A 23,885-nucleotide genomic window follows, 5' to 3' on the forward strand; every position below is an offset into this window, starting at 1 on the left:
CTGGTGGTAGTGGTACGACAGGTACAAGTTTACCTAAAACAGGTGAAACTAGTGGTTCAAATCTTACGGGACTTGGCCTAGGTTTATTTGGAGCTCTTGGAGCATTGGTTGGAAGAAGAAAATCAAAAGATGATAAGAAAGCTTAATTCACAAAATGAATTAAATGACCATATAATGAGAAACTTAAATTATTTACAAAAATAAATTAAGTTATCTGTTCTTAAATTATAGGAACAATAACACAGTGAAAACTGTGTTATTTAAGAAGGTAATATTAGATTACCTTCTTAAATAACATGATTTTTAGAATTAAAAAATATAATTTTTATTCTAAGTATATAAGAATTTTAAACGTGGAAAAGAGAAATGAAAGTAAATAAGAAGTATATTGAGCAATTTTATGGTAAGGAAATTTATTATGAATTTTTATTATTAGAATATCTTTATGAACAAGTAGATGGATATGAAATGGGGGAATTGATAGAAGTTTTGAGGCGTAATCGTAGGACAATTGCAAAATATATTGACCAAATAAATAGTGAGGCAATTAAATTAATTGGCCGAAAGGCCATTATTTTCACTAAGAAAAAAAGATATGTCTTTTCTGGCAATAAACAAGAAGGATATATCTTACGAGTAGCAATAATTGAAGATTCCCCTATTTTAAGTTTGGCGATTAAATTTCTTTCGAACTCTCAAATTGTATTTGATAAATATTGTACTGAGAATTATTTGGCCGAATCTACTGCAAGACGTAAAATAACTGAAGTGAATAAAGTGATTTCTACATCAGGAGTCCAAGTTTGTATTCAAAAAAATAGAATTAATCTAATAGGTGAGGAGAAGGATATTAGGTTAGCTCTCATTTCTTTTTTGTGGTCAACTTATCGAGGAGTGAAATGGCCATTCCCAAATTTATCTAAAAAAAAATTATCAAAAAAACTAGAGGATACATTACCTGAGATTTTTGGAAAAATGTGCAATAGTAGGCGGGAGAAATTATTACTTATTTTTGGAATTAACATTTTACGAAGTGAGTCAGGTTATTCAATTTCTAAAACAGATTCTCTAATTGATTTTGAAGATTTGATTCTAGAAAATTCAATTTTTGATAGTATCAAAAATAATTTTCTGCTATCAGATAGTGAAGTTAAATTTCTTATATATTTTATAATGTTATTTCCAGAGTATAACTTTAATGCACCAGCCTTAACTTTATTAAAAAAGGTGACTAGTATTTCAGCTCCCCTATCTGAAAATATCGAGCAATATATTGATTTTGTCAAATTGAAACATCCAGAGTTGACTGTTGAAAGTCATAAATGGGAAAAATTTTTATCGGTTTTATTTTCGGAATTAATCAATATAAAACTGTTTAATAATACTATTTTTAAATTATCCAGTGATTATTTAGATAAACAAATGAAGAAAGAATATCCACAACTTTTTGAAAAAATAGAAAAAATTGTGTATGAAAATAATTTAGAATTGGAGAGAAAAGTACTTGATTCACTGCCTTTTGCTTATGTTCATACATACATTTCAGTCTTTTCTCCCCATGATTTTGAAGAAGAGATAAAAATTGGTTTGGAAACGGACATGCCTATTTTCACTGAAGGTTATATTGAGCAGACATTGAAGACAATTTTACAATCTAAATTTAATATAAGTTTTGGTCAAATCTTTGATGCAAAAGATCAGTTTGATTTGATATTAAATACAAATCAAACTTCAACTCAAGAAATAACAATTCCAGAAATTATGATTAGTCCCGAAATATTAAGTCGAGATATTTTTGCTGTTTATTCCGCATGTGAACAAATTGTATTAGAAAGGATGAAGAGTAGAAACAAAGAATAGCTACAGAATATAAATTATTAGAAAGTACTAGGAGAAATAGAAAATGAATGAATCATCAAAAGAAAAACAAACAAATAGGAATAAAAGCATGGCTAAACTAAAGGGGCCTCTTCCTCTAATTACTGTTGCAATACCTGTGTATAATTCAGAAAAGCATTTGGAAGAATGTTTGAAAAGCATAGCCGAACAAACCTATCCTAATTTGGACATTCTTGTCGTGAATGATGGTTCTACTGACCTATCGACAGAAATCTGTGAAACTTACAAAGCAAAAGATTCTAGAATACGCGTTTTTCATAAGAAGAACGGTGGAGTTGGGGCAAGTCGTAATACTTTATTATCCCTACTGAAGGGGGACTATGTAACTTTTGTAGATAACGATGACTGGTTAGAAAAGGAGCATATAGAAAATCTTTATGAGCAATTGATAATGCATGAAGCAGAAATTGCAGCCGCTAATTTTTATACTTATACTGAGGATAAGGGAGTATTTACATTCTATGGGGACTATAGTAATTACTTTGAAAAAGAATATACGGTGGAGGAATGGTTCGAAGAACAGTACAATTCTAAAAATAATATGAGTCAGTGCTTTACAGTACCTTGGGGAAAACTTTATAAAAGAGAATTACTTAGTGGTATAGCTTTTCCAGAAGATAAAGCTGTTGAAGATGATTACACGACATATATGATATATTTAAATGCAAAAAAAATTACATATTCTCATCGTCAAACATATATTCATCGTAAATCTGGAGATAGCATCACTCAGACAGTTGATTTAACTCATGTTTTTCCACTTCAAAGCATAGAAGAACGTCTGACTTTATTAGCAGCACTTGGTAGGGATATATCAAGAGAGGTATCAGCCTATCAATGGCGATTAACTCTTCATAAAAAAGAACATTTAAAAAAAGGAAGAATGGTTGAATATAGACGAGTTTGTGAAAAATTAAAACTTATTAATAATGTAAAATAAATTATTAATTTAAATATTAGGAAACAAAATTAATTTTGGAAGAATGGAAAATGTAGTTCATAAAATAACAAGTAACAGATGAATGCGTAGGTTAGTTTTTGATACTTATCTTAGCAAGGAGTAAAACTATCTGAAATATGGTGATTGAAATCGGCCCATGTAATAAGTAAAAGGAAAAAAATTATGAGTAACTATAAAAATCGTCAACTTTTAAATGAGATCAATTCTTCAAATATAGAACAATCAGAAAAAAATCAAAAGATAAAGGAACTTTTAAATGTAAATGAAAATTTATATGTCACGATAGAGTCTCCTTTCTATTTTGATTGTGGAACAAATATTCATTTTTCTGGTTTTTTTCATGCAAATATGAATTGTACGTTTTTAGATTATGGAGATATTTTTTTTGGTAAAAATGTAATTTTGGGACCAGGAGTTTCAATTTATACAGTCAACCATTCATTAGAGCCGGCTAAGAGATTTTCTTTAGAGGCTGGGACTGTCACTATTGGTGATAACGTTTGGATTGGAGGGAGTTCTGTTATTAATCCAGGAATAACTGTTGGAAATAATTCAGTCATTGCATCTGGTAGTGTGGTGACAAAGTCCGTGCCAGAAAATGTTCTCGTAGGGGGAAATCCAGCTAAAATTATAAAAATACTATGACTTATATAAATTTATAAGTGTCTTATCTTAAATATAATAAGAATGAAAATGGGGAATTAGATTATCATAATTTTATTTTTTGCAATAGTCAGAAAATGCTAAATAATAGGGAATCGTTTTGAAATCCTAATTGCAAAAATTACATTTAAGTTTGATGTTGAAAATTAAAGAATAAATATTATAGCGAAAAAGAAGGAATTTATATGAAACGAAAAGGAATATTTTATACAGTAAACGGAAACTACATTCAATTGGTTGCTACATCATTAACCTCTATCATTATGAATATTGATGAAAAATTTCCGGTGGATATCATTATTGTGAGTAATGATATTACTGACGAAAATAAGCAAACACTCTATGAGATTCTAGATATGAGAAAGACGCAAGTAAATTTGCTTTTCAGGATGCCACCAGATAGTTTAGAACTTGTATTAGGTGATGTTTCAAATATCTTTGATAATGTTGTCTGTTGGAGAATCTTCATGCCATATTCTTTAGAAGAATATTCACAACTCTTATATTTAGATTCTGATACACTGATTTATGAAGGTTTTGAAGAGATTTTTGGTCTTTTACCTCAAGATAAGATACTCGGAGTTATTCCTGATTTTTATTTTTTTGCTATCAATGAAAAAAACTCTTCAAAGCGAGGCTATTTTAATTCTGGAGTTTACATGATTAATGTTGAAAAATATATTCAAAAAAACTCCAAAGAAGAATTACTAAAAAATTTAATGGAAAATTTTTCTGAAATATTATATGTTGATCAAACTTTTTTAAATAATACTTTTCGTGGGGAATTATTTTATCTTCCATTGAGATTTAATTATCAAAAAGATGATAATTGGCTAAATAATTGGGCAATTCTAGAGGCACCAGAGAGTTCACAACTATTTATTAAAGAACGTGCAAACATAAAAATAAGACATTTTATCGAATTTGGTAGTCATTCAATGCCTTGGCAGCATATTGAAGTAAGAGATCAATTTGAGGAGTACTTCTGGAACGTATGGAATGTTTTAAAAGAATATAGAGTGAAAAAACATAGACCAATAAAGTCTTTGAAAATGTTCTTAGATCCGAAGAAAAATGAACAAATTATAAACTTGCTCGAAAGGATTTGTACCAACTTTAAGCAAATCAATTTTTTAGATACTGATATTGCAGAAGGAGTGTTATTAGGAAAATATAGGATATATTTCAAAAGTGGATACGATGGGAACGGGGGACAACAAAATGGAGTGATTATATTTGATTATTTGGCAAAGAGAGATTTTCAACTTGAGAGATTTAAAACGAATTTCACTACAACAGATGCAAGAGGAGATTTAGAAAAAGGTTGGTTTGGTGATACATTGCTTGAAATATTTGAATATATTGAGCAAAATCAATAATTTCTAAAAATATACTTTTTCTACTCTCAAGCTGTTAGTGATAACTTAAACTTTTTTGAAAGGGAAGCCATTAATTTTAGTGAAGGAAAATGGATTTAGCAGAAAAAACTTAGGTTAAAAAATGTATATGCTTCAAGAAAAAGTAATTTATTACTAGTGGACAATTGTCATAAAAGATTTTTTTCATTGATTGAAAAAGCAAAAAATTGGAAAATTTTGATGTGAAGCCAAGAATATAGACCTTTCAAAAAATGAAAGGTCTTTTCTTAAAACAAAATATTCCTTTGAATTCAAATTCAAGGTTGTTCAAGATCATCTTGATAGGGTTTGGAGTGGAGGTTAACACTTTATTGCACAGAAATAATCGTCTAAATAGGTATCAAATCATTGAAAGTTCGGTTCATGCCTATTATGCTCGGAGTATTAAAGAATTTAAACGTTAAAATATAACTTATTAAACACAATTCAAACTCAAAGCGGTAGACTTATAACCAATAGGCAAGAAATCATAGCAAAGATTCTCTAATGACTTGAGACCAAATAATCCTGCCCTCTCTTGGATTCATTGCTATAATAGAAAAACGAATTAAAAAAATTGAACTGGATGAGTCCAATTCAATATCGTTTATCTTATTCACAATAAAAAAATGAAGTATCTTATACTTGATTTCAAAAGTCTAGCTTTTTGGTATACATCATATAGATTTATCTTTTTATTCGATACGTCCAATGATACTATTTTCATAGTCATTGTCCTGAAGAAAAATGATATCTGTGTCATAATTATGTTCAGCGGTATGTTTATGTTGTAATTTTACTTTGTATGAGGCCCCCATTTGATACCACTCATATTCAGAATCAATATGTCCAATATCGATTGCTTGATAACCTTCTCGGGATAATTGGAATCCTAATACTTTTGCGGTAGGTCCTAGCATAAGTAATATAAGCTTTTCCTTTCCAAAAGTTTTAATACTTTCTAAAATATCATTGTATTTTTGATAGGCATTGTGGGATGGGCAGATAATTCGAGAAATAGACTTAGCGTTTTGAAATAATGTATTTCCAACTCCAGAACGAGAAGAGGTCCCTTCAACGATTAGTATATCTTTTGCTTCCCATAAGCTTCTAACAGCCTCAAAAGATTCAGCAGCGCTACTTTTATCTTCAAGATCAATATATGGGCGAGAAATAAAAGTATTAGCATACCAATCAGATTTGTGAAGTTCTTGATAAAAATTGTGGTATCTTTCAAAATGGCCCTTCCAAAAATTCTGAGCAGAATTATTGTATCTCTCCAAATTTTGAAAAACATCGGGTAAAGCTACCAGGCACTTTTCGTCACTTTGTGTTTCTAAGATATTTTTGAGTTGTTTAGCAAGCTCTGGGCTGTAAGGTTGATAAGGGATACTGCTATGGTTAATTATGTCTATTTCCCCATCTCCAAAACGAACTAAAGATGATTTATTTTTTTTGATGAAATCAGCAGTTTCTATGATTGATCTAATCTTGATATCAGGTATATTATTTTCCACTATGTTCAATGATATTATCTTTATCCTCCTTATATATAATCTTTTTAAATAGTATTTTTAGAATAACATAATAACCTGTAACAAGGTAGGTAATAAAGATGCCAATAAAAGCTCGTTATTAGTGCAGTTTTTGAAACAATATAAAATGACTACCTAATAGCTGTGATACTTATTTGAGTAAAATATTTTGAAGGAAAATTTACTGATGAAAGTGGTTAAGAAAAGTTACTTTAATTCATATTTATTAGTACTTATTGCACCATGTTGAGTAACTATGATACAATAGATAAATATACTACTTCAAGGAGAAGATTATGACAACTATTGATTTTAAAGCTGAAGTTGAAAAGCGTAAAGACGCTTTGATGGAAGATTTGTTTAGCCTTTTGCGCATTGATTCTGCAATGGATATGGAGCATGCAGATGCTGAAAATCCATTTGGTCCTGGTCCAAGAAAAGCTTTGGATGCTTTCTTGAAAATTGCTGAACGTGATGGTTATACAACTAAAAATTATGATAACTATGTTGGACATTTTGAATATGAAAACGGAGCAAATGCTGATGCCGAAGTTCTCGGAATTATTGGTCACTTAGATGTTGTTCCTGCTGGTTCTGGTTGGGATTCAAATCCATTTGAGCCAGAAATCCGTAATGGAAATCTCTATGCCCGTGGTGCTTCTGATGATAAAGGACCAACAGTTGCATGTTACTATGCACTCAAAATTTTGAAAGAACTTAATCTTCCATTATCTAAAAAAATCCGTTTCATCGTTGGTACAAACGAAGAAACAGGTTGGGCAGATATGGATTACTACTTTGAGCACTGTGAATTGCCATTGCCTGATTTTGGTTTCTCACCTGATGCTGAGTTCCCAATTATCAATGGTGAAAAAGGAAATATCACAGAATATCTCCATTTCTCAGGTAAAAATGCTGGTCAAGTTGTTCTTCACAGCTTTAAAGCAGGTCTTGCAGAAAATATGGTTCCAGAATCAGCAACTGCAGTGATTTCAGGCGCTAAAGATTTAGAAGCTGCACTTGAAAAATTTGTAGCTGAACATGCAAGCAAAAATCTTCGTTTTGACCTTGAAGAGGCTGATGGAAAAGCAACAATTACGCTTTATGGTAAATCAGCGCATGGTGCGATGCCAGAAAAAGGGATTAATGGAGCAACTTATCTTACTTTGTTCTTGAATCAATTTGACTTTGCTGACGGTGCTGCTGCCTTCATTAAAGTTGGGGCTGAAAAACTTCTTGAAGATCATGAAGGTGAAAAATTAGGGACAGCTTTTGTTGATGAATTGATGGGAAATACCTCAATGAATGCCGGTGTTTGGTCATTTGATGAAAATGGTGAAGGGAAAATCGCCCTCAATTTCCGTTTCCCACAAGGGAACAGCCCAGAGCGTATGCAAGAAATTCTTGCTAAACTTGATGGGGTTGTTGAAGTTGAACTTTCAAAACACCTCCACACACCTCACTATGTTCCAATGTCAGACCCACTTGTCTCAACATTGATTGATGTTTATGAAAAACACACTGGTCTTAAAGGCTATGAAACAATCATTGGTGGTGGAACTTTCGGTCGTTTGTTGGAACGTGGTGTTGCTTATGGAGCAATGTTTGAAGGTGAACCAGATTCAATGCACCAAGCGAATGAAATGAAACCTGTTGAAAATATCTACAAAGCGGCAGTGATTTATGCTGAAGCAATTTATGAACTTGCAAAATAAGTTATAAAAATTTAGAGATTCTCTCTTTTAAGAAAATTTATAACTAATAAAAATTTGTTTTCAAAAGGTGAAAAATCTGGCAGTCTTTGCCAGATTTTAGCCTTTATTCTAGAAATAGAGGTGAAAGGATGGTTTTTGGGACAGGTGTTGATAATGTTGAACTTTCTCGAATTCAAAAAGCATTAACACGCTCAGAGCATTTTGTGGAACAAGTTCTTACAACAATGGAGCTAGAAAAGTACAATAATTTTCAATCCACTGCTCGTAAAACAGAATTTCTCGCTGGACGCTGGGCGGCAAAGGAGGCTTTTTCTAAGGCTTATGGTACCGGATTTGGTAAAGCTTTAGGAATGCATGATCTTGAAATAAAAAATGATGAATTGGGAAAACCTTATTTTTCAAAACATCCTTTTGATGGTCAAGTTCATTTATCTATTTCGCATAGTAATTTAGAAGCAGTTGCTTTTGTTGTTTTAGAAAAAATTAAGAAGTAATAAAAATTTTGCTTAAACTAGAGAAAGGTTTAAAAGATGAAAACTTCACCACATCGTAATACTTCAGCTATTGTTGATTTAAAAGCGATTAGAAATAATATTGAAAAATTTAAAAAGCATATTAACCCTAATGCAGAGATTTGGCCAGCAGTGAAAGCAGATGCTTATGGTCATGGCTCGGTTGAGGTTTCTAAAGCGGTGAGCGATTTGGTAGGTGGTTTTTGTGTATCAAACCTAGATGAGGCAATTGAATTACGAAATCATCTGGTGACTAAACCGATTTTAGTTTTATCCGGAATTGTTCCAGAAGATGTTGATATTGCAGCTGCCCTTAATATTAGTCTTACTGCCCCAAGTTTAGAATGGTTGAAATTGGTTGTTCAAGAAGAAGCAGAACTTTCAGATTTAAAAATTCATATTGGTGTAGATTCTGGTATGGGTCGGATTGGTATTCGTGATGTTGAAGAAGCGAACCAGATGATTGAACTTGCTGATAAATATGCGATTAATTTTGAAGGAATTTTCACTCATTTTGCGACTGCGGATATGGCTGATGAAACAAAATTTAAAGATCAACAGGCAAGATTTAACAAAATTATGGCCGGATTATCACGTCAACCAAAATTTGTTCACTCAACTAATACGGCCGCCGCTTTATGGCATAAGGAACAAGTTCAAGCTATTGAACGTTTAGGGATTTCAATGTATGGCTTGAATCCAAGTGGTAAAACTTTGGAACTTCCTTTTGAAATTGAACCCGCTCTCTCTTTAGTTTCTGAATTGACTCATATAAAAAAAATAGCTGCAGGTGAAACGGTTGGTTATGGTGCAACTTATGAGACGAGTGAAGAAACTTGGATTGGAACTGTTCCAATTGGTTATGCTGACGGATGGACCCGTCAAATGCAAGGTTTCAAAGTGCTTGTTGATGGAAAGTTTTGTGAGATTGTTGGTCGAGTTTGTATGGATCAAATGATGATAAAACTTGATAAGTCTTACCCTTTGGGAACGAAGGTCACTTTGATTGGTCGAGATAAGGCTAATGAAATCACGACAACAGACGTTGCTGATTGGCGTGGAACGATTAATTATGAAGTGCTTTGCTTACTTTCTGATAGAATCAAAAGAATCTATAAATAAAATTAAAAAAACTGTATTTTTACAGTTTTTTTGTTCTCTGTTAAAAATAGATGATAACCTCATTTTTATCTCATAAAAGCCTTTACAAATTATCTTTTTATGGTAGAATGTAATTAAGAGATAAATGAGAATGTGATAAGAAATAGATGAGGTGAACATTATGATAAAAATCTACACGGTAGCATCTTGCAGCTCTTGTAAAAAAGCGAAAGAATGGTTGGAAAAACATCAACTTGCCTATCAGGAAATAAATTTAGTTACAAATCATATTGGAAGAGAGGATTTATTAGAAATATTATCCTTAACAGAAGGGGGGACAGTAGATATTATTTCTAAGAGGAGTCAAGCTTACGAACGTTTAAATATTGATTTTGAATCAATTAAATTAAATGATTTAGTTGAGCTGATTGAAATGAATCCAACAATCTTACGTCGTCCATTGATTATTGATAATAAACGGCTGCAAGTCGGCTATAATGACGATGAAATCAGAAAATTTTTGCCTAGAAAAATGAGAAAAATCCAAATTGAAGCAGCTACAGAGCGCTTATATCAATTTGATTTGGAAGAACAATTTCAAGAAGGATAATTCAGTAGTAATTACTACTGAATTTTTTTATATTAAAGGCTAAATAGTTTGATATTTTGGAGAAAAAAAGTAGAATTAATCTAAAGCCTTGTAAGTTATTACATTAAAAGTTTAATTTGAAAATTAGAAGGAGAAAGAATGTTTGATTATATTATTATTGGAGCAGGACCTGGGGGACTTGGCTTAGCTTATCGCCTTAAAACGAAAGATAATAAAATTGCAATCATTGAAAATGATAAGTGGGGTGGAACTTGTCCAAATTATGGTTGTGACCCAACTAAAATGATGATGGCAGTGATTGAGGCTAAAAGTCATGTTGAACATTTAAAAGGTCAAGGAATTTCGGGTGATTTAAAGATTGATTGGAAAGGTTTACGAAGTCGTAAGTTAAATATTACCGACCCTTATGAAAAATCGACTTTTGAAGGGTTAAAAAATGCTGATATTGAAACGATATATGGTAGCGCAAGTTTTACTGAGCAAGGAGAACTGCAAGTTGCAGGAGAGCTTTATCAGGCCAAAACTTATATTATTGCGACAGGAAGTCGTCCACGTCGTCTAGAACTTGATGGTGGCGAATTTCTAAAAACAAGTAATGATTTTTTAGCTCTTGAAGAATTACCTGCTAAGATTAGTTTCATGGGGAGTGGGCCAATATCATTAGAATTAGCTCAAATTGCTAAAGCTGCTGGAAGTGATGTAACGATTATTTCTCGTAAGAAAAGTAATGTTGCTCATTTTGATGAAGAAATGGGACAAGAATTTATCAATTATCTCAAAAATCAGGGGATTAATTTTATTGAAAATATTTCTGTAAGCAAAGTTGAAAAATTTACTGACGGTTTTTTGTTGACTGATGGAGCTGGTTTTGAACATAAAACGGATTTAGTGATTGCTGGAGTTGGTCGTCAGCCAAATAGCGATCAGCTTAATCTAGATAAAGTTGGCGTTGAAACAGACCACAAAGGGATTAAAGTAAACGACTATCTACAAACAAGCAATCCTAAAATTTATGCCATGGGAGATGTACTCTCTAAAGCGGAGCCTCATTTAACTCCTGTTTCTTCATTTGAAGGAAATTATTTGGGCCAAAATTTGCCAAATGCTAATAAAGTACCAATCCATTATCCACAGATTCCGACAATTATTTTTGGAACGGCAAAATTAGCTGAGGTTGGTATTTTGACAGGGACTGGAATTCGCACAAAAAGTTTGAATTTAAAATCTTGGTATACTTATAAGAGAATTAATGACCCCTTAGCAAAACTAAAAGTTGCCATCAATGAAAATCAAGAAATCGTCGGTGCTTCAACAGTAAGTTCAGTGGCTGATGAAGTGATTAATTTAATCAGTATTTTAATTCAACAAAAAATGACATTGGCTGATGTTGAAAAAATGATTTTTACTTATCCAACAGTAGCCAGTGACTTAGAATATTTTTACTGACAGTTTGCTTGGCTGATGTGTAACATTATAATAGAAGAAACCATAAGTCAAAGCTGAAGAAAATTTTTTACTGACAGAATATATTTTCAAGTGGTCAGTAAATTTTAATGATAGAAATGAGGACATTCATGATTGAATTCCAGAATGTGTCCAAGGCTTTCGCTAGTAAAAAAATTCTTGATCATGCTAATTTTACTATTAAAGACCAAGAGTTTTTTGTGCTAGTAGGGCCGAGTGGAAGTGGAAAAACGACCACTTTAAAGATGATTAATCAATTAGTCACTCACAGTGAGGGGAAAATTTTAATCAACAATGAAGAAGTAAGTACAACAAATCTGAGGAAATTAAGATTATCTGTGGGTTATGTCTTACAACAAATCGCTTTATTTCCCAATCTAACCGTTTCAGAGAACATTGCTTTGATTCCTGAAATGAAAGGTTGGGATAAAACAAAAATTACTGACAGAACCAATGAACTCCTAGATTTAGTTGGTCTGGATGCTAAAGATTATGCTCACCGCCAACCCAGTGAATTATCAGGCGGGGAGCAACAAAGGGTCGGAATTTTGCGGGCAATTGCTGCCAATCCTAAAATTGTTTTGATGGATGAGCCTTTTTCAGCACTTGACCCAATTTCACGTCGTCAGTTGCAAATATTTATTAAAGATTTACAAAAGAAAATGAATTTGACGATTGTCTTTGTTACTCATGATTTAGATGAAGCCTTATATTTGGCTGACCGTGTGGCCGTTATGAATGATGGCTTAATCCAGCAAATTGCTGAGCCGGCTGATATTTATCAACATCCAGCAAATGATTTCGTTAAAACATTTTTCAAAGAATATCATCAGAACTTATCAACGGTTTCTGTTGAAAATTTATTACTGACAGAGCTGTCAGTAAATCCAGAAGCACAAGAAGTTGCTGAAAATACAACGATATCTGAAATAATCAATCGTCTATCTGAAAAAGAAGTTTTGAAATACAGGGGCAAAAGCATCACCTCAGATGATATTATTTGTTATATTGCAGGAGGTGAAAAATGAGCCAATTAATTTCAACTTTTCAAAATCAGCAAGGACAATTTTGGCAGGCACTTTTGGAACATATTCAAATCTCACTCATTTCAATTTTTATTGCGATTTTGATTTCGATTCCCTTAGCCCTCTTACTTCGACGTTTTCCGAAAATTGCCGAACCGATTTTGCAAGTCACAGGAATTTTTCAAACCATTCCTAGTTTAGCTCTTTTGGGATTATTAATTCCATTTATCGGAATTGGAAGTTTACCAGCCATTGTTGCACTTGTTGTTTATGCGATTTTTCCAATTGTTCAAAATACATATACGGGTTTAGAGCAAATTGAACCTTCCTTGATTGAGGCCGCAACGGCATTTGGGATGAATCGCAGGGAACGACTGATGAAATTTGAACTCTCATTGGCAATGCCCTTTATCATGGCAGGAATTCGGACGAGTACAGTTATGGTCATTGGTACCGCGACACTCGCTGCCCTGATTGGCGCTGGAGGTTTAGGAAACTTTATTCTTCTTGGAATAAATATGAATGATGTTTCATTGATTTTGATTGGAGCCATTTCGTCAGCACTTTTAGCGATTATTTTCAGTAGTCTTTTAAAATTTTTAGAAAAAGCCAAGATAAAAACAATTCTCATCAGTTTTTTCATTGGCTTACTCGTTCTTGGAGGCTCTTATTATCGCCCTCAAACTTCTGACCATCCACAAATTACAATTGCAGGTAAATTAGGAGCTGAACCTGATGTATTGATTAACATGTACAAGTTACTTATTGAGAAGGATAGTAATATTCGTGTCAATTTAAAATCAAATTTTGGTGATACGACTTTCCTCTATAATGCCTTAAAAGCAGGAAAAATTGACATCTATCCTGAATACACAGGGACGATTACTTCTACATTTTTAAAAGACCCAGTTAATTCTACTGACCCGGCTGTAGTTTGGCAAAAAGCAGAAGAAGGCATTAAAAAACTCAATCAATTTACCTACCTATCACCAATGAAATTTCAAGATACTTATGCTCTTGCTGTCAAATCTGATTTTGCTAAAGAACATCAGCTCACGAAAATTTCTGATTTGGTTAACGTTTCAGGATTAACTGCAGGTTTTGATGTTGAATTTGCTAATCGTTCAGATGGAAATATTGGCTTGAAAAAACTATATGGACTTGATTTAAATGTCAAAACCATGCAAAGTAGTTTGATTTATAATGCCTTAAACTCTGGGGCTGTGAATGTCGCTGAAGTATATTCTACTGACAGCCAAATTAAACAATATAATCTTACTGTTTTAAAAGATGATAAGAACCTTTTTCCACCTTATCAAGCAGCACCACTGATGAAAGAAAGTTTATTAAAAAAATATCCTGAACTCAAGAAGATTCTCAATAAACTGTCAGGAAAAATTACTGACCAAGAGATGATTGAGATGAACTATGATGTTAATGTTAAGCAGGAAGACGCTTCAAAAGTAGCAGAAAGATATTTAAAAGCTAAAGGATTAATTTAAAAGAAAAAGACCATTGTATAATGGTCTTTTTCTATGTTTATAATTAACATCTAAAAATAGTAAAAAATCGTAAATGTAACTTTAAGAGTTTCAACAAATATTTTTTTGTAATAAAAGTATTTTAAACTTGACAAAATAAAAATAAGGAAGTAGACTAAATTTAGTTAATCATATGATAGCGCTTTATTGCTCTGGGAATCCTGAATTTATTTTCTAAATACAAAAATTACAAAAGAATAAAACTTTTGTAAAAAACTATTGGTAACAAAAAATAAATATATATTGGAGGTTCTAAAATGAAAACACAAGAATTGGTATTACCACAGAACTATGTGGAGCTGACAGAAGATGAGATGATGTATCTTGATGGGGGGGGGGAAGTATCCCTAATTGGGCAGTAGCGGAGGGAATTAATATGGGAGTTGGTTTGGCCATGTCGGCAATCGGTGGTGGGGGCTTTGTTTTTCTAGCTAAAGCTGCTGGTAAAGCTGCCTTGCGTGGAACGATTACACGAGCACTAAGCAGAGGATTGGCACGATTTTTAGGTAATCAACTTGCTAACAAAGTGGTGGGAACCGTACTAGGCGTTGTTTTACAAACAGGAGGATATAGCGTTGGTGCTGTAGGTGCTAGATTGCTTGATGGGCATGATAGACATCGTAATAATGGTTGGTGGGATATATGACAAGTAAAGTAAAAGAACTTTTGGCGATTACTTTTGCAGGAATAGGAATCCTATTGATATTTCTTGCAACAGCTGTTTTTGAGTGGATATTTAGTAAGCAAGTCACGGGAATTATTCTTGTACTCGGTTTTGTGATATCTTTTGCGTCACTATTATATATGAAAAATGATCATTCAAAAAAGAAATAACTAGACAAGAATGGTTGCTTAAGAAAATCTGAGTGATATTGACTTTAGCTGTATTAATCTTCTTCGTAAAGTAAAGGTAGAAAAATTCTTTTTCCAAAAATTGCTATCGGCAACAAAAATAATAATAAATAATAAATATATTGGAGGTTTCAAAATGAAAACACAAGAATTGGTATTACCACAGAACTATGTGGAACTGACAGAAGATGAGATGATGTATCTTGACGGTGGCTGGAGCAAAAAAACTCTAGTTACTAATCTAAAAGACATTTGGAATAAACATCCAGTTTTTGGAGGAATTTTTAAAGCCAATGGAATTAGTTGGGGGTTACTTGGAGCATTTGCATTGGGACGTGCTTCTTATCTTCTTGCTCGGATTGGTCTAGCAATTGGGAGTATTTCAGCAGCATGCTGGGTAGTTGGTGCTGCAATTGCAGCTGCAGGAGGAGGAGCAGTTTTTGCGTTAGGAACATGGCATATTTTTTGATTAGATAAGATTAATAAGGATACATTCGTATCCTTATTAATTGTAGGAGAAGAAAATGATAAAACCTTTAATTAATTACTCACGAGGTACTTTTATTTACTTCACGTTACTTATCATTGTGGGGGCAGTAGCAAAGCAATTTCTTTCAGCTTCTTTTTCTGAAGATCCAAATCCAATTTGGGTGTTACTGTTTGTTTTAATGGTTATTTATGGTGTTCAAATCGTAAATTTTGCTCTTTTATATGGGCGTTTTCTCTTTTCGACTTACAAAATTGAAGGAATTTCCAGAATAAAAATTATTGGAAGTTTGTTTACGACAGACTTACTTATTCAATTACTTGTAAATTTGATATTTTACAGAAATTTAATGACAATAGGATTAAGTTTACTTGGATTTGTCGTCGTGCTTCCTTTCGCGATTTATTGGTATTTATATACATTGTGTCGATTGAAAAACGTAAAAAGAAGTTATTTTTTATCAATTATTGAATCAAGTGTCATGATATTAATTATTTGCGTAATAACTAACCCTAAACTCTGGATTTTTATTATTTTGGGAATTACGATTTTACTCTCTTATGCCTATTTTATTTTCATATTATTAAGGAAAACGGATAGCTAGATGAAATATATTAAAAGGCATGTATTAGCCCTCACAATTACTATCTTTCTAATAATAATTTACGTTTTATTCCCTGTTAGAGCGAATAATCCATTATTATTTACACAAAAATCGGGGAAAAATGATTTTTTTAGAGCAATAACAACGCAGTTCATCCATTTGAATATGATTCACCTTATTGTAAATTTAATTTTTTTTGCTATTGCGATTAATCAGCTTCAAAAATATTTTTCTAGGTTAAAAATAATCATTTTTTGTTTTCTCTCTCTTTTAATAATCGCCCTGATGTTATGTTTATTTGCACAAAGCTCTGAGAGTTACTTGGGAATAAGTGGAGTAGTTTTGGCACTGTTTGGTCTGATATTGATGTGTCCAGTAGCTAATGAGAAAGAGCGAGCGACAAGAATATCAGATTTTGTAGGGATGATAATTTTTACACTAGCAAGTTCTGATGTATCGTGGATAGCCCATTTTTCTGGTTTGGGTTTTGGAGTTTTAGCAGGATTAATCGAAAAACAGTTAAGAAATCATAAAGAAAGGTTGCAGTGAAATGAGTGTGAAAAACTTGGAGATTGTTGAAAATAAAACGTTGAAATTATTGAACGTCTTTTCAAAAAAATTAGAAAATATTGCAGTAGAAAAAATTGATAATGAAATACAAAAGTTTATTAATTTTGTGGATGTTTCAAAATTTCAAATTCGTGGACCATTGATAACCAAAGATAGTGGCACAAAAATTAGCGAAGCAGGCGAAATAACATTGGATTACGAGGTAATGGTACAAACAATCAATAAAGTTACTGCGCCTAACTTTGAGTTTTATCCTGAATTAAAAGTTACAAATTGCTTGTATGTCCATTTCGATGGTTTACAAGAGGATTTTCAATATGCTCAGTCCAAACTTGATTTGTATATTTGGGAGAATGATTTGATTGCAACGGGAGAGCAATATACTGTGCATTTAGAAGAAACGGTCGAACGGTTTGTTGCTGATGTGTTTGTTCCACTGAGATAATATTATGAAATTTTATACAAAAGAAGAATTGAAAACTAGTCGTATTTTTTTTGATCGACAGCCAGCTAATTATTTGCGGTATTTAGGCTATTTTTTAGTAGTCTTGGTTTTGGTTGCTCTGATTGCGACAAAATTTATCAAGAAAAACTATGTTGTGCAAGGTGTCGGAACGGTAGAAGCAAGCGACAGGATGTATGTTACACCTCTTGTCAATGGCAGTATTGAGCAAATTGTAAAAAATGAGGGAGACAAGGTCAAGTCGGGTGATGTTCTTCTTAAGGTTTCGACGGGTACAAATAAGGCACAGAGTAATGCTCTTGATACTGAAATACAAGTATTGAAATCCAACATTCCAATTTATGATAAGTATCAAAAGTCTTTACACGAAAAAACAAACTATATGAAAGACTCAGGAAACGAACAAGTTTATTATGATAACGTTTCCTATTATCTGGAACAGATGAGTTCAGACAGTTCAAGCACTGATGCCAAAGATAAAAATATTGCAGTCCAAAAGCAAGAACTTTCTGATTTACAAAAGCAGATTAATGTGGCGCAAAAGCAAGGAGAAGATGACTATACTAAACAGTCGAATAGATATCAACAAGATTTAACTGCTGCGCAGTCACAGGTTGAAAAAGACCAAAAAGAAATTAAAAATACAACAGATGATGCTACTAAACAAAGTTTGCAAAGTCAGCTTCAAAGCGACCAAAATAACGTTCAAACGGTTCAGCGAAATATGGAAGACTTAAAAGAGTCCATTGACAATAATACACAAAATGTCATTATTCCTCTACAAAGTCAGATAGATTCACTCAATCAGAGCATTGATAGTTTGGAAACACAAAATTTTGACCAAAATCAAAGTGTTTTACAACAACTCTTGAATGCGTTGAAAAGTGAACGAGATAATAACCAACAAAAAATAGAAGATTTACAGGCTCAGCTTTCTGTGAGTCAAGTGAGTGATGGTTTAGTGAACGTAACAGCTGATAAATCAGGGAGTATTCACTATCTTTCTTATATCAAGAACGGTCTTGGCTTGCAGGCGTTTCAGCCAGTAGCACAAATTGATAATGGAAAAAATTCAAGTCTAATGGTTGAAACTTATATTTCGGCACAAGACCGTGTGAAAATAAAAGTTGGGAATCCTGTGTAAATGAGGTTAAATATGGGCTATTAAAAGGAACTGTCGAAAGTATTGGAGATGGCACGATTACGCAAACCACTGGGACAAGCAGTCAAACCCTTTATGAGCTGAATGTTAAGCTTTCAGGAGATGTGCTGAAATCAGGGAATGATATGATTACAGCCTCGGCTTCAATGCCTGTTACAACGAGTATTGTCTATGATAAAGAAAGTTATCTGGATTGGATTTTGCAACAACTTGATTTTACTAAAAAATAGAGGATGAAGATGATATTTAGAAAATATCCAGTCGTATTACAGCACGATCAATCCGACTGTGCTGCAGCTGTGCTAGCCACAATTTGTAAAAATTATAATCAAGAGCGAAGCATTATGCAGTTGCGTGATATTATCGGAACAGATGCATATGGAACAACGGTTCAAGGTTTGGTTGCAGGGGCAGAAAAGCTAGGTTTTAGTGTCAAGGCAGTTCGAGTTGAAATAAAGGCCTTAGATGTTACTTTTACACTGCCTGCGATTGCTCATGTGACAACTAAAGAAGGTTATAATCACTTTGTCGTGATTAACAAAATTAAAAATCAAACTTATTTCATTTCTGACCCAGCACAAGGGAGGAGGAAATTATCCCAGTTAGAATTTGAAGAAATTTTTTCAGGTGTTTTAATTGTATTAGTTCCTAAAAATGATTTTGAAATTAGGCGCGAAAAAAAGATGTCAATGTGGGCACTTTTCAAACAAATCATGTTGCCACAAAAGAAAATGTTAATAACGGTTATTATTTGTTCTGCAATACTGACATTGTTGGGAATTGTTTCGAGCCTTTTTTCTAAAGCCATTTTTGATGAGGTCATTCCTTATCAGCTCAAAAATACACTTTTTGTTTATTTAGGTGTTTTTCTTGTGATTGGATTTATTCAAATCTTTTTGAGCTTCTTTAGAAGTTATGTACTCCTTTACTTCTCACGTAAGGTGGATATTCCAATTCTGTTAGGTTATTATAATCATATTTTGCGTTTGCCTTATAATTTTTTTCAGACACGTCATGTGGGTGATATTTTGACTCGTTTTAGAGACGCGATGACAATCAAGGATATTTTTTCTAATGTCTCTGTTTCTCTTGTTTTGGATACCACACTCGCTATCTTTACAGGAATTGCTTTGTTTAATATCAATGCCCCATTATTTTCAATTACAGTCATTGTAGTTGTGATTGATGCCATTTTAATTTATGCTTTCAAGGGGCGGTATAAAACACTCAATTACGATCAAATGGCGGCAGAAGCATTAATGAACTCACAAATGATTGATTCAATCAAGAACATTGAAACAGTCAAGGCATTTGCGAATGAAGCCAAACAGATTGATAAATTGGAAAACCGATTCGTATCTCTACTGCAACTGGACTACAACCAAGGAATTCTTGGCAATGTGCAAAATGTGATTTCATCAGGAGTTGGAAATATCAGTAATATTGTTATGATTGGCTTAGGCGCACTTGCAATTATCAATGGGAAAATGACGATTGGGGATTTGATGGTTTTTCAAACGCTGAGTGGCTATTTTACCAGTCCTATTCAAAATCTTGTTTCTTTGCAACTCACTTATCAAGAGGCTCAAATTGCAATGACTCGTTTGAGCGAGCTGATGGATTTAGATACTGAGGAGATGAAAGAAACGCATAAACTTGAAGAAATTGAGCTTAAAGGAGAGATTCAATTTGAAAACGTTGCTTTCCGCTATGGCTCCAGAGCGCCAGTTATTTCTGGACTTGATTTAACAGTCAAAAAAGGAGAACGACTTGCGATAGTGGGAGAGAGTGGTGCTGGGAAATCTACAATTTCTAAAATATTGATGAAATTTTACGAGATTGAAAGCGGAAAAGTGATGATGAATGGCTACGATCTCAGGGATGTTGGCAATCATTATTTGAGAAATCGAATTGGTTATGTTCCTCAAAATATTGAGCTGTTCACAGGTTCAATCTATGATAATATTTGTTTTGGCGATGACAGTGTGAGTTATGAGCAAGTGCTTGCGGCGGCTAAAATTGCTGACTGTTTAGATTTTATTAATAAACTCCCTAATCGTTTTCAAACAATCGTCGAGGAAAACGGTATGAATTTTTCTGGAGGCGAGCGTCAAAGAATTGCGATTGCTCGTGCTTTTTTGAAAGAACGAGACCTTTACATTTTTGACGAATCTACGAGTAACTTGGATTCTTTTAGTGAGCTTTCGGTACAAAAAGCGATGTTAAAAAAAACAAATGGAGCAACCACTATTATCATTGCACATCGCTTATCAACAATTAGAAATGCAGACCGGATTGTGTTTTTGAATGCGGGTAAAATTATCGAACAAGGGACACACGATGAGCTGGTTTCTCTAAAAGGAAACTATGCTCAAATGGTAAATTTACAGTTTGGGAGTTTTTCAAAAAAGCAGACAGGTAATAAAAAAATTATTATAAAAGGAAATAAATTTGAGAATGAAATAACTTATTAATCACTTTCAGTATTATTCTTCAATTTAAAAAAAATAGAAGGAGAAACACCAAATGACCCAGAATAAAGACAAAACCGAAAATTTAGATGACATTTTTTTAACTAAAGATAGAAATAAACCTAAAGTGAATAAAGAAAAAACTAGTGAGGAAAAAGCAAGGGAAGCCGAGCAAATTGTAGATAATCTTAAAGAGATGCAAGAGCGTAGTAAGAAGTGGAACGAAGAACCTAAGAATGAGGTTCATTATGAAAGAAATGGACTCGTTAGTTTTGATAGTCTTACTAAGCAAAAACCAAGAAAAATTAAGAGAGGAAGAAAGTATCAAGTATTTATGGAAAATATCGATAGCTATCTTGATTCTAATGAGATTAGATTAGAAATAAAAAAACTGCTTCAAGATACTAAAGATTATTTACTTCAAGGAATCTTTGATATTTTTGACGCTAATCGTTATCTTAGAGGTAATATTAATTTTCTAGTTCATCAAGGGAGTCAATTAAATGATTATGAACGAAAGATTCTTAAATCATTTAAAAATAAATCATATATAAAAAATATCATCACAATCATAAGCATCTGTGTGATAATATATTTAATGTTTAAGTATATTTAAATAATAAAAGGCTTCTATCAAATTTTCTTTTAATTATGGCTTGAAAAATAAAAAAATAGAAGAGCATATGCTCTTCTATTTTTTATCATACCTCAATCCCATCGCATTGATTGAAACAATCACAGTTGAGATTGACATAAGAACTGCTGCAATAAGAGGGTCAATATAAATCCCCGTAAATGGATAAAGGATACCTGCTGCGACAGGGATAGCAATAATATTATAACCTGCCCCAAACCAGAGGTTTTGCTTCATTTTCTTGAGCATTCTTTTTGAGATATTTATCATATCTAAGACGTCACTTGGATTGGAGTTAACTAGAACAACATCAGCAGTGTTAATGGCAACGGAAGTACCCGCGCCAATTGCAAAACCAATCGTAGCTGTTGCAAGTGCTGGTGAATCATTGACACCATCACCAATGAAGAGAACACCTGCTTTCTTCTGATATTCTTTCACAATCTCTGCTTTATCTTCAGGCTTTAATTCCGCTCTAAATTCAGGAATATTTAGTGCGGTAGCAATTTTTTGAGCAGTTTCCTTGTTATCTCCTGTTAACATGACGGGTGTGATTCCTTGAGCTAACAGGCCGTTTATAAAATCTTTGGCATCAGCTTTTGGAGTATCTCCTAAAGCGATGAACCCTAAAACCTTTTGTTGGTCATTGATTAAGAAGGATACAGTTAATCCAAGTTCTAAGTATTGGGCAATTTTTGATTCATCATAAGAAAGTTGATGTTCGCGAAGATATTTATAATTAACGATTTGATAAAAGTGTTGATTGACTTGACCTTTAATCCCAACCCCAGGGATATTTTCAATTGCTTCAACTTTTAGACTTTTCAGAGGTTGAGCTGCATTAACGATTGATTGAGCAATCGGATGAGTAGAACTTCCTTCAAGAGCTGCCATGATTTGTAGAATGTCCGTATCATCAGTAAAATCAATAACATTACGGACGACAAATTTACCATCAGTTAATGTGCCTGTTTTATCCATCAATGCATATTTAATCGTATTGATTTTTTCTAAAGAAGTTCTATTTTGAATAAGCAAGCCATTTTTAGCCGAAATACTGGTTAAGCGTGAAACGACAAGTGGAACCGCAAGGCCTAAAGCATGTGGACATGCAATCACAAAAACAGAAACCGCAAGAAGTAAGGCAAAACTAAAGTTAGAACTAATCGTCCAAAAAATTAATGAAAAGATACCGACAATAAGTGCAGCGTAGAAGAGGTATCCAGCTACCTTATCTGCCATATTTTCAAGATTAGATTTTTGGGATTGAGCCTTTTTGACTAGTTCGGCAACCTGATTAAGGAATGAATCTTTTCCAAGTGTTGTGACTTTCATTTCAAAAGGTTGATTTTGGTTCAGTGAACCACCATAAACAGAATCATTCATTTTTTTGCTAATCGCCCGACTTTCGCCAGTAATCATAGATTCATCAATAAGGGCTTCACCTAAAATTATTCCGTCAGCAGGTATTTTCTCATTTTCTTTTACTAAAAGTAAATTGCCAACTTTTAATTCGGAAAGTTCCACATCTTCACCATTTTTTAAGTGAGCTTTTTTAGGAACAAGACTTGCTAAGTCTTTTAGAGCATCACCGGCACCCATGATTGCTTTCATTTCAATGAGGTGACCAATCAGCATAATGACAATTAAGGTTGCAAGTTCAAACCAGAAGTTCATTCCCATCTGTCCATTAAGACTCATGATTGTGGCATAGACTGAGTAAGCATAGGCAACGGTAATTCCCATTGTAATCAGCATCATCATGGCTGGCTTATGACTTTTTAGTTCGCCTTTAGCCCCGCTGAAAAAAGGAGTTCCAGAATAGAAGAAGATGATTGTTCCGAGAATGAGTTGGAGAATTTCACTACCGGGGAATTTAAGGATTGTAAATCCAGCAATTGGTGAAATGAGTAGAAGCGGAATCATTAGAACGATAGCAACTTTGAGCTTTTTACTCATATCGCCCATGTGCATCATGTGTCCACCATGATTCATCATGTCCATGTCGTGGCCATCAGTTTCCATCTGCATCATTTCGTGATCATGATGAGGCTCGTTCATCATTTTTTCATGAGCGTCTGAATGAGTTTCATTTTTCATATTTTCCTCCCAAATGATTTAGTATGAGATTAGTCTTTCTATATTAAGTTTACAATTGTAAACCTAAAATGTCAAGGAATTATCTTTTTGAGAAAGCTGATGAAAAATTACGAACAATT

Annotated in this window: 22 protein-coding genes and 1 pseudogene; 21 read left to right on the forward strand and 2 right to left on the reverse strand. The window is 33.2% G+C overall.

The window, feature by feature from the left end:
* Positions 1 to 32: 32 nt before the first annotated feature.
* From KW2_RS12385 to KW2_RS03995, 5 genes and pseudogenes are all read left to right on the forward strand, one after another.
* Positions 33 to 146 (forward strand): annotated as a pseudogene (locus tag KW2_RS12385) (LPXTG cell wall anchor domain-containing protein); the annotation flags it as partial.
* 220 nt (positions 147 to 366) lie between these two features.
* Complete coding sequence (locus KW2_RS03980; RefSeq protein ID WP_021036981.1) at positions 367 to 1,860, forward strand: helix-turn-helix domain-containing protein; 1,494 nt, start codon at positions 367 to 369, stop codon at positions 1,858 to 1,860.
* A 43-nt stretch (positions 1,861 to 1,903) separates the two neighbouring features.
* Positions 1,904 to 2,839 (forward strand): glycosyltransferase family 2 protein, encoded by a 936-nt coding sequence (locus KW2_RS03985; RefSeq protein ID WP_014735087.1) that lies wholly within the window; start codon positions 1,904 to 1,906, stop codon positions 2,837 to 2,839.
* 183 nt (positions 2,840 to 3,022) lie between these two features.
* Positions 3,023 to 3,505, forward strand: coding sequence for a sugar O-acetyltransferase (locus KW2_RS03990; protein WP_011835510.1), 483 nt, complete (start codon positions 3,023 to 3,025; stop codon positions 3,503 to 3,505).
* 203 nt (positions 3,506 to 3,708) lie between these two features.
* On the forward strand, positions 3,709 to 4,902 hold the full coding sequence (locus KW2_RS03995; RefSeq protein WP_021036982.1) for a glycosyltransferase family 8 protein: 1,194 nt from the start codon (positions 3,709 to 3,711) through the stop codon (positions 4,900 to 4,902).
* A gap of 713 nt (positions 4,903 to 5,615) precedes the next feature.
* On the opposite strand, the gene KW2_RS04000 is transcribed toward KW2_RS03995, so the two are convergent.
* A complete protein-coding gene (locus KW2_RS04000) occupies positions 5,616 to 6,437 on the reverse strand; it encodes an SP_1767 family glycosyltransferase (RefSeq protein WP_041168694.1) in 822 nt (273 codons plus the stop codon).
* A 314-nt stretch (positions 6,438 to 6,751) separates the two neighbouring features.
* On the opposite strand from KW2_RS04000, the gene pepV reads away from it, so the two are divergent.
* The 16 genes from pepV (at position 6,752) to KW2_RS04080 (ending at position 21,648) form a co-directional block, all read left to right on the forward strand.
* A complete protein-coding gene (pepV, locus tag KW2_RS04005; protein ID WP_014572862.1) occupies positions 6,752 to 8,170 on the forward strand; it encodes a dipeptidase PepV in 1,419 nt (472 codons plus the stop codon).
* A 128-nt stretch (positions 8,171 to 8,298) separates the two neighbouring features.
* On the forward strand, positions 8,299 to 8,664 hold the full coding sequence (acpS, locus tag KW2_RS04010) for a holo-ACP synthase (RefSeq protein WP_021036984.1): 366 nt from the start codon (positions 8,299 to 8,301) through the stop codon (positions 8,662 to 8,664).
* A 36-nt stretch (positions 8,665 to 8,700) separates the two neighbouring features.
* Positions 8,701 to 9,804: an alanine racemase gene (alr, locus tag KW2_RS04015; protein ID WP_021036985.1), complete on the forward strand. Its 1,104-nt coding sequence runs from the start codon at positions 8,701 to 8,703 to the stop codon at positions 9,802 to 9,804.
* Between the two features lie 160 nt (positions 9,805 to 9,964).
* Positions 9,965 to 10,393 (forward strand): Spx/MgsR family RNA polymerase-binding regulatory protein, encoded by a 429-nt coding sequence (locus tag KW2_RS04020; RefSeq protein WP_011675805.1) that lies wholly within the window; start codon positions 9,965 to 9,967, stop codon positions 10,391 to 10,393.
* Between the two features lie 138 nt (positions 10,394 to 10,531).
* The gene (locus KW2_RS04025) at positions 10,532 to 11,839 is read left to right on the forward strand and encodes a dihydrolipoyl dehydrogenase family protein (RefSeq protein ID WP_021036986.1); all 1,308 of its coding nucleotides are present in this window, start codon (positions 10,532 to 10,534) and stop codon (positions 11,837 to 11,839) included.
* 128 nt (positions 11,840 to 11,967) lie between these two features.
* A complete protein-coding gene (locus KW2_RS04030) occupies positions 11,968 to 12,885 on the forward strand; it encodes an ABC transporter ATP-binding protein (protein WP_011675807.1) in 918 nt (305 codons plus the stop codon).
* Positions 12,882 to 14,384: an ABC transporter permease/substrate-binding protein gene (locus tag KW2_RS04035; protein ID WP_021036987.1), complete on the forward strand. Its 1,503-nt coding sequence runs from the start codon at positions 12,882 to 12,884 to the stop codon at positions 14,382 to 14,384. The genes KW2_RS04030 and KW2_RS04035 overlap by 4 nt, the downstream gene beginning before the upstream one ends.
* Positions 14,385 to 14,799: 415 nt before the next feature.
* The gene (locus tag KW2_RS04040) at positions 14,800 to 15,069 is read left to right on the forward strand and encodes a hypothetical protein (RefSeq protein ID WP_021036989.1); all 270 of its coding nucleotides are present in this window, start codon (positions 14,800 to 14,802) and stop codon (positions 15,067 to 15,069) included.
* A complete protein-coding gene (locus KW2_RS04045) occupies positions 15,066 to 15,257 on the forward strand; it encodes a hypothetical protein (RefSeq protein WP_021036990.1) in 192 nt (63 codons plus the stop codon). The genes KW2_RS04040 and KW2_RS04045 overlap by 4 nt, the downstream gene beginning before the upstream one ends.
* Positions 15,258 to 15,411: 154 nt before the next feature.
* Positions 15,412 to 15,744: a hypothetical protein gene (locus KW2_RS11745; RefSeq protein WP_021036991.1), complete on the forward strand. Its 333-nt coding sequence runs from the start codon at positions 15,412 to 15,414 to the stop codon at positions 15,742 to 15,744.
* A 55-nt stretch (positions 15,745 to 15,799) separates the two neighbouring features.
* Positions 15,800 to 16,366, forward strand: a complete 567-nt coding sequence (locus KW2_RS04055; protein WP_021036992.1) for a hypothetical protein — start codon at positions 15,800 to 15,802, stop codon at positions 16,364 to 16,366.
* Entirely contained in the window at positions 16,367 to 16,915 is a 549-nt protein-coding gene (locus KW2_RS04060; RefSeq protein ID WP_021036993.1) for a rhomboid family intramembrane serine protease, read from the forward strand.
* 1 nt (position 16,916) lies between these two features.
* Positions 16,917 to 17,381: a hypothetical protein gene (locus KW2_RS04065; RefSeq protein WP_021036994.1), complete on the forward strand. Its 465-nt coding sequence runs from the start codon at positions 16,917 to 16,919 to the stop codon at positions 17,379 to 17,381.
* 4 nt (positions 17,382 to 17,385) lie between these two features.
* Complete coding sequence (locus KW2_RS04070) at positions 17,386 to 18,543, forward strand: putative HlyD family type I secretion protein (protein WP_021036995.1); 1,158 nt, start codon at positions 17,386 to 17,388, stop codon at positions 18,541 to 18,543.
* 257 nt (positions 18,544 to 18,800) lie between these two features.
* Complete coding sequence (locus tag KW2_RS04075; protein ID WP_021036996.1) at positions 18,801 to 21,035, forward strand: peptidase domain-containing ABC transporter; 2,235 nt, start codon at positions 18,801 to 18,803, stop codon at positions 21,033 to 21,035.
* A 52-nt stretch (positions 21,036 to 21,087) separates the two neighbouring features.
* Positions 21,088 to 21,648: a hypothetical protein gene (locus KW2_RS04080; protein WP_021036997.1), complete on the forward strand. Its 561-nt coding sequence runs from the start codon at positions 21,088 to 21,090 to the stop codon at positions 21,646 to 21,648.
* A gap of 75 nt (positions 21,649 to 21,723) precedes the next feature.
* Here KW2_RS04080 and KW2_RS04085 read toward each other — a convergent pair whose 3' ends face one another.
* Positions 21,724 to 23,766, reverse strand: a complete 2,043-nt coding sequence (locus KW2_RS04085; RefSeq protein ID WP_021036998.1) for a heavy metal translocating P-type ATPase — start codon at positions 23,764 to 23,766, stop codon at positions 21,724 to 21,726.
* Positions 23,767 to 23,885 lie beyond the last annotated feature (119 nt).

It is taken from the genome of Lactococcus cremoris subsp. cremoris KW2, from assembly GCF_000468955.1.
Lineage (GTDB): Bacteria > Bacillota > Bacilli > Lactobacillales > Streptococcaceae > Lactococcus > Lactococcus cremoris.

Excerpts from the sequence above, each read along its gene's own strand:
- KW2_RS04040 (WP_021036989.1), top strand. The coding sequence starts at position 14,800 with ATGGGAGTTGGTTTGGCCATGTCGGCAATCGGTGGTGGGGGCTTTGTT.
- KW2_RS03985 (WP_014735087.1), top strand. The coding sequence starts at position 1,904 with ATGAATGAATCATCAAAAGAAAAACAAACAAATAGGAATAAAAGCATG.
- KW2_RS04045 (WP_021036990.1), top strand. The coding sequence starts at position 15,066 with ATGACAAGTAAAGTAAAAGAACTTTTGGCGATTACTTTTGCAGGAATA.
- KW2_RS04020 (WP_011675805.1), top strand. The coding sequence starts at position 9,965 with ATGATAAAAATCTACACGGTAGCATCTTGCAGCTCTTGTAAAAAAGCG.
- acpS (WP_021036984.1), top strand. The coding sequence starts at position 8,299 with ATGGTTTTTGGGACAGGTGTTGATAATGTTGAACTTTCTCGAATTCAA.
- KW2_RS04055 (WP_021036992.1), top strand. The coding sequence starts at position 15,800 with ATGATAAAACCTTTAATTAATTACTCACGAGGTACTTTTATTTACTTC.
- KW2_RS04065 (WP_021036994.1), top strand. The coding sequence starts at position 16,917 with ATGAGTGTGAAAAACTTGGAGATTGTTGAAAATAAAACGTTGAAATTA.
- alr (WP_021036985.1), top strand. The coding sequence starts at position 8,701 with ATGAAAACTTCACCACATCGTAATACTTCAGCTATTGTTGATTTAAAA.
- KW2_RS03990 (WP_011835510.1), top strand. The coding sequence starts at position 3,023 with ATGAGTAACTATAAAAATCGTCAACTTTTAAATGAGATCAATTCTTCA.
- KW2_RS04035 (WP_021036987.1), top strand. The coding sequence starts at position 12,882 with ATGAGCCAATTAATTTCAACTTTTCAAAATCAGCAAGGACAATTTTGG.
- KW2_RS04080 (WP_021036997.1), top strand. The coding sequence starts at position 21,088 with ATGACCCAGAATAAAGACAAAACCGAAAATTTAGATGACATTTTTTTA.
- KW2_RS04025 (WP_021036986.1), top strand. The coding sequence starts at position 10,532 with ATGTTTGATTATATTATTATTGGAGCAGGACCTGGGGGACTTGGCTTA.
- KW2_RS04085 (WP_021036998.1), bottom strand. The coding sequence starts at position 23,766 with ATGAAAAATGAAACTCATTCAGACGCTCATGAAAAAATGATGAACGAG.
- KW2_RS03995 (WP_021036982.1), top strand. The coding sequence starts at position 3,709 with ATGAAACGAAAAGGAATATTTTATACAGTAAACGGAAACTACATTCAA.
- KW2_RS04070 (WP_021036995.1), top strand. The coding sequence starts at position 17,386 with ATGAAATTTTATACAAAAGAAGAATTGAAAACTAGTCGTATTTTTTTT.
- pepV (WP_014572862.1), top strand. The coding sequence starts at position 6,752 with ATGACAACTATTGATTTTAAAGCTGAAGTTGAAAAGCGTAAAGACGCT.
- KW2_RS04075 (WP_021036996.1), top strand. The coding sequence starts at position 18,801 with ATGATATTTAGAAAATATCCAGTCGTATTACAGCACGATCAATCCGAC.
- KW2_RS04060 (WP_021036993.1), top strand. The coding sequence starts at position 16,367 with ATGAAATATATTAAAAGGCATGTATTAGCCCTCACAATTACTATCTTT.
- KW2_RS03980 (WP_021036981.1), top strand. The coding sequence starts at position 367 with ATGAAAGTAAATAAGAAGTATATTGAGCAATTTTATGGTAAGGAAATT.
- KW2_RS11745 (WP_021036991.1), top strand. The coding sequence starts at position 15,412 with ATGAAAACACAAGAATTGGTATTACCACAGAACTATGTGGAACTGACA.
- KW2_RS04030 (WP_011675807.1), top strand. The coding sequence starts at position 11,968 with ATGATTGAATTCCAGAATGTGTCCAAGGCTTTCGCTAGTAAAAAAATT.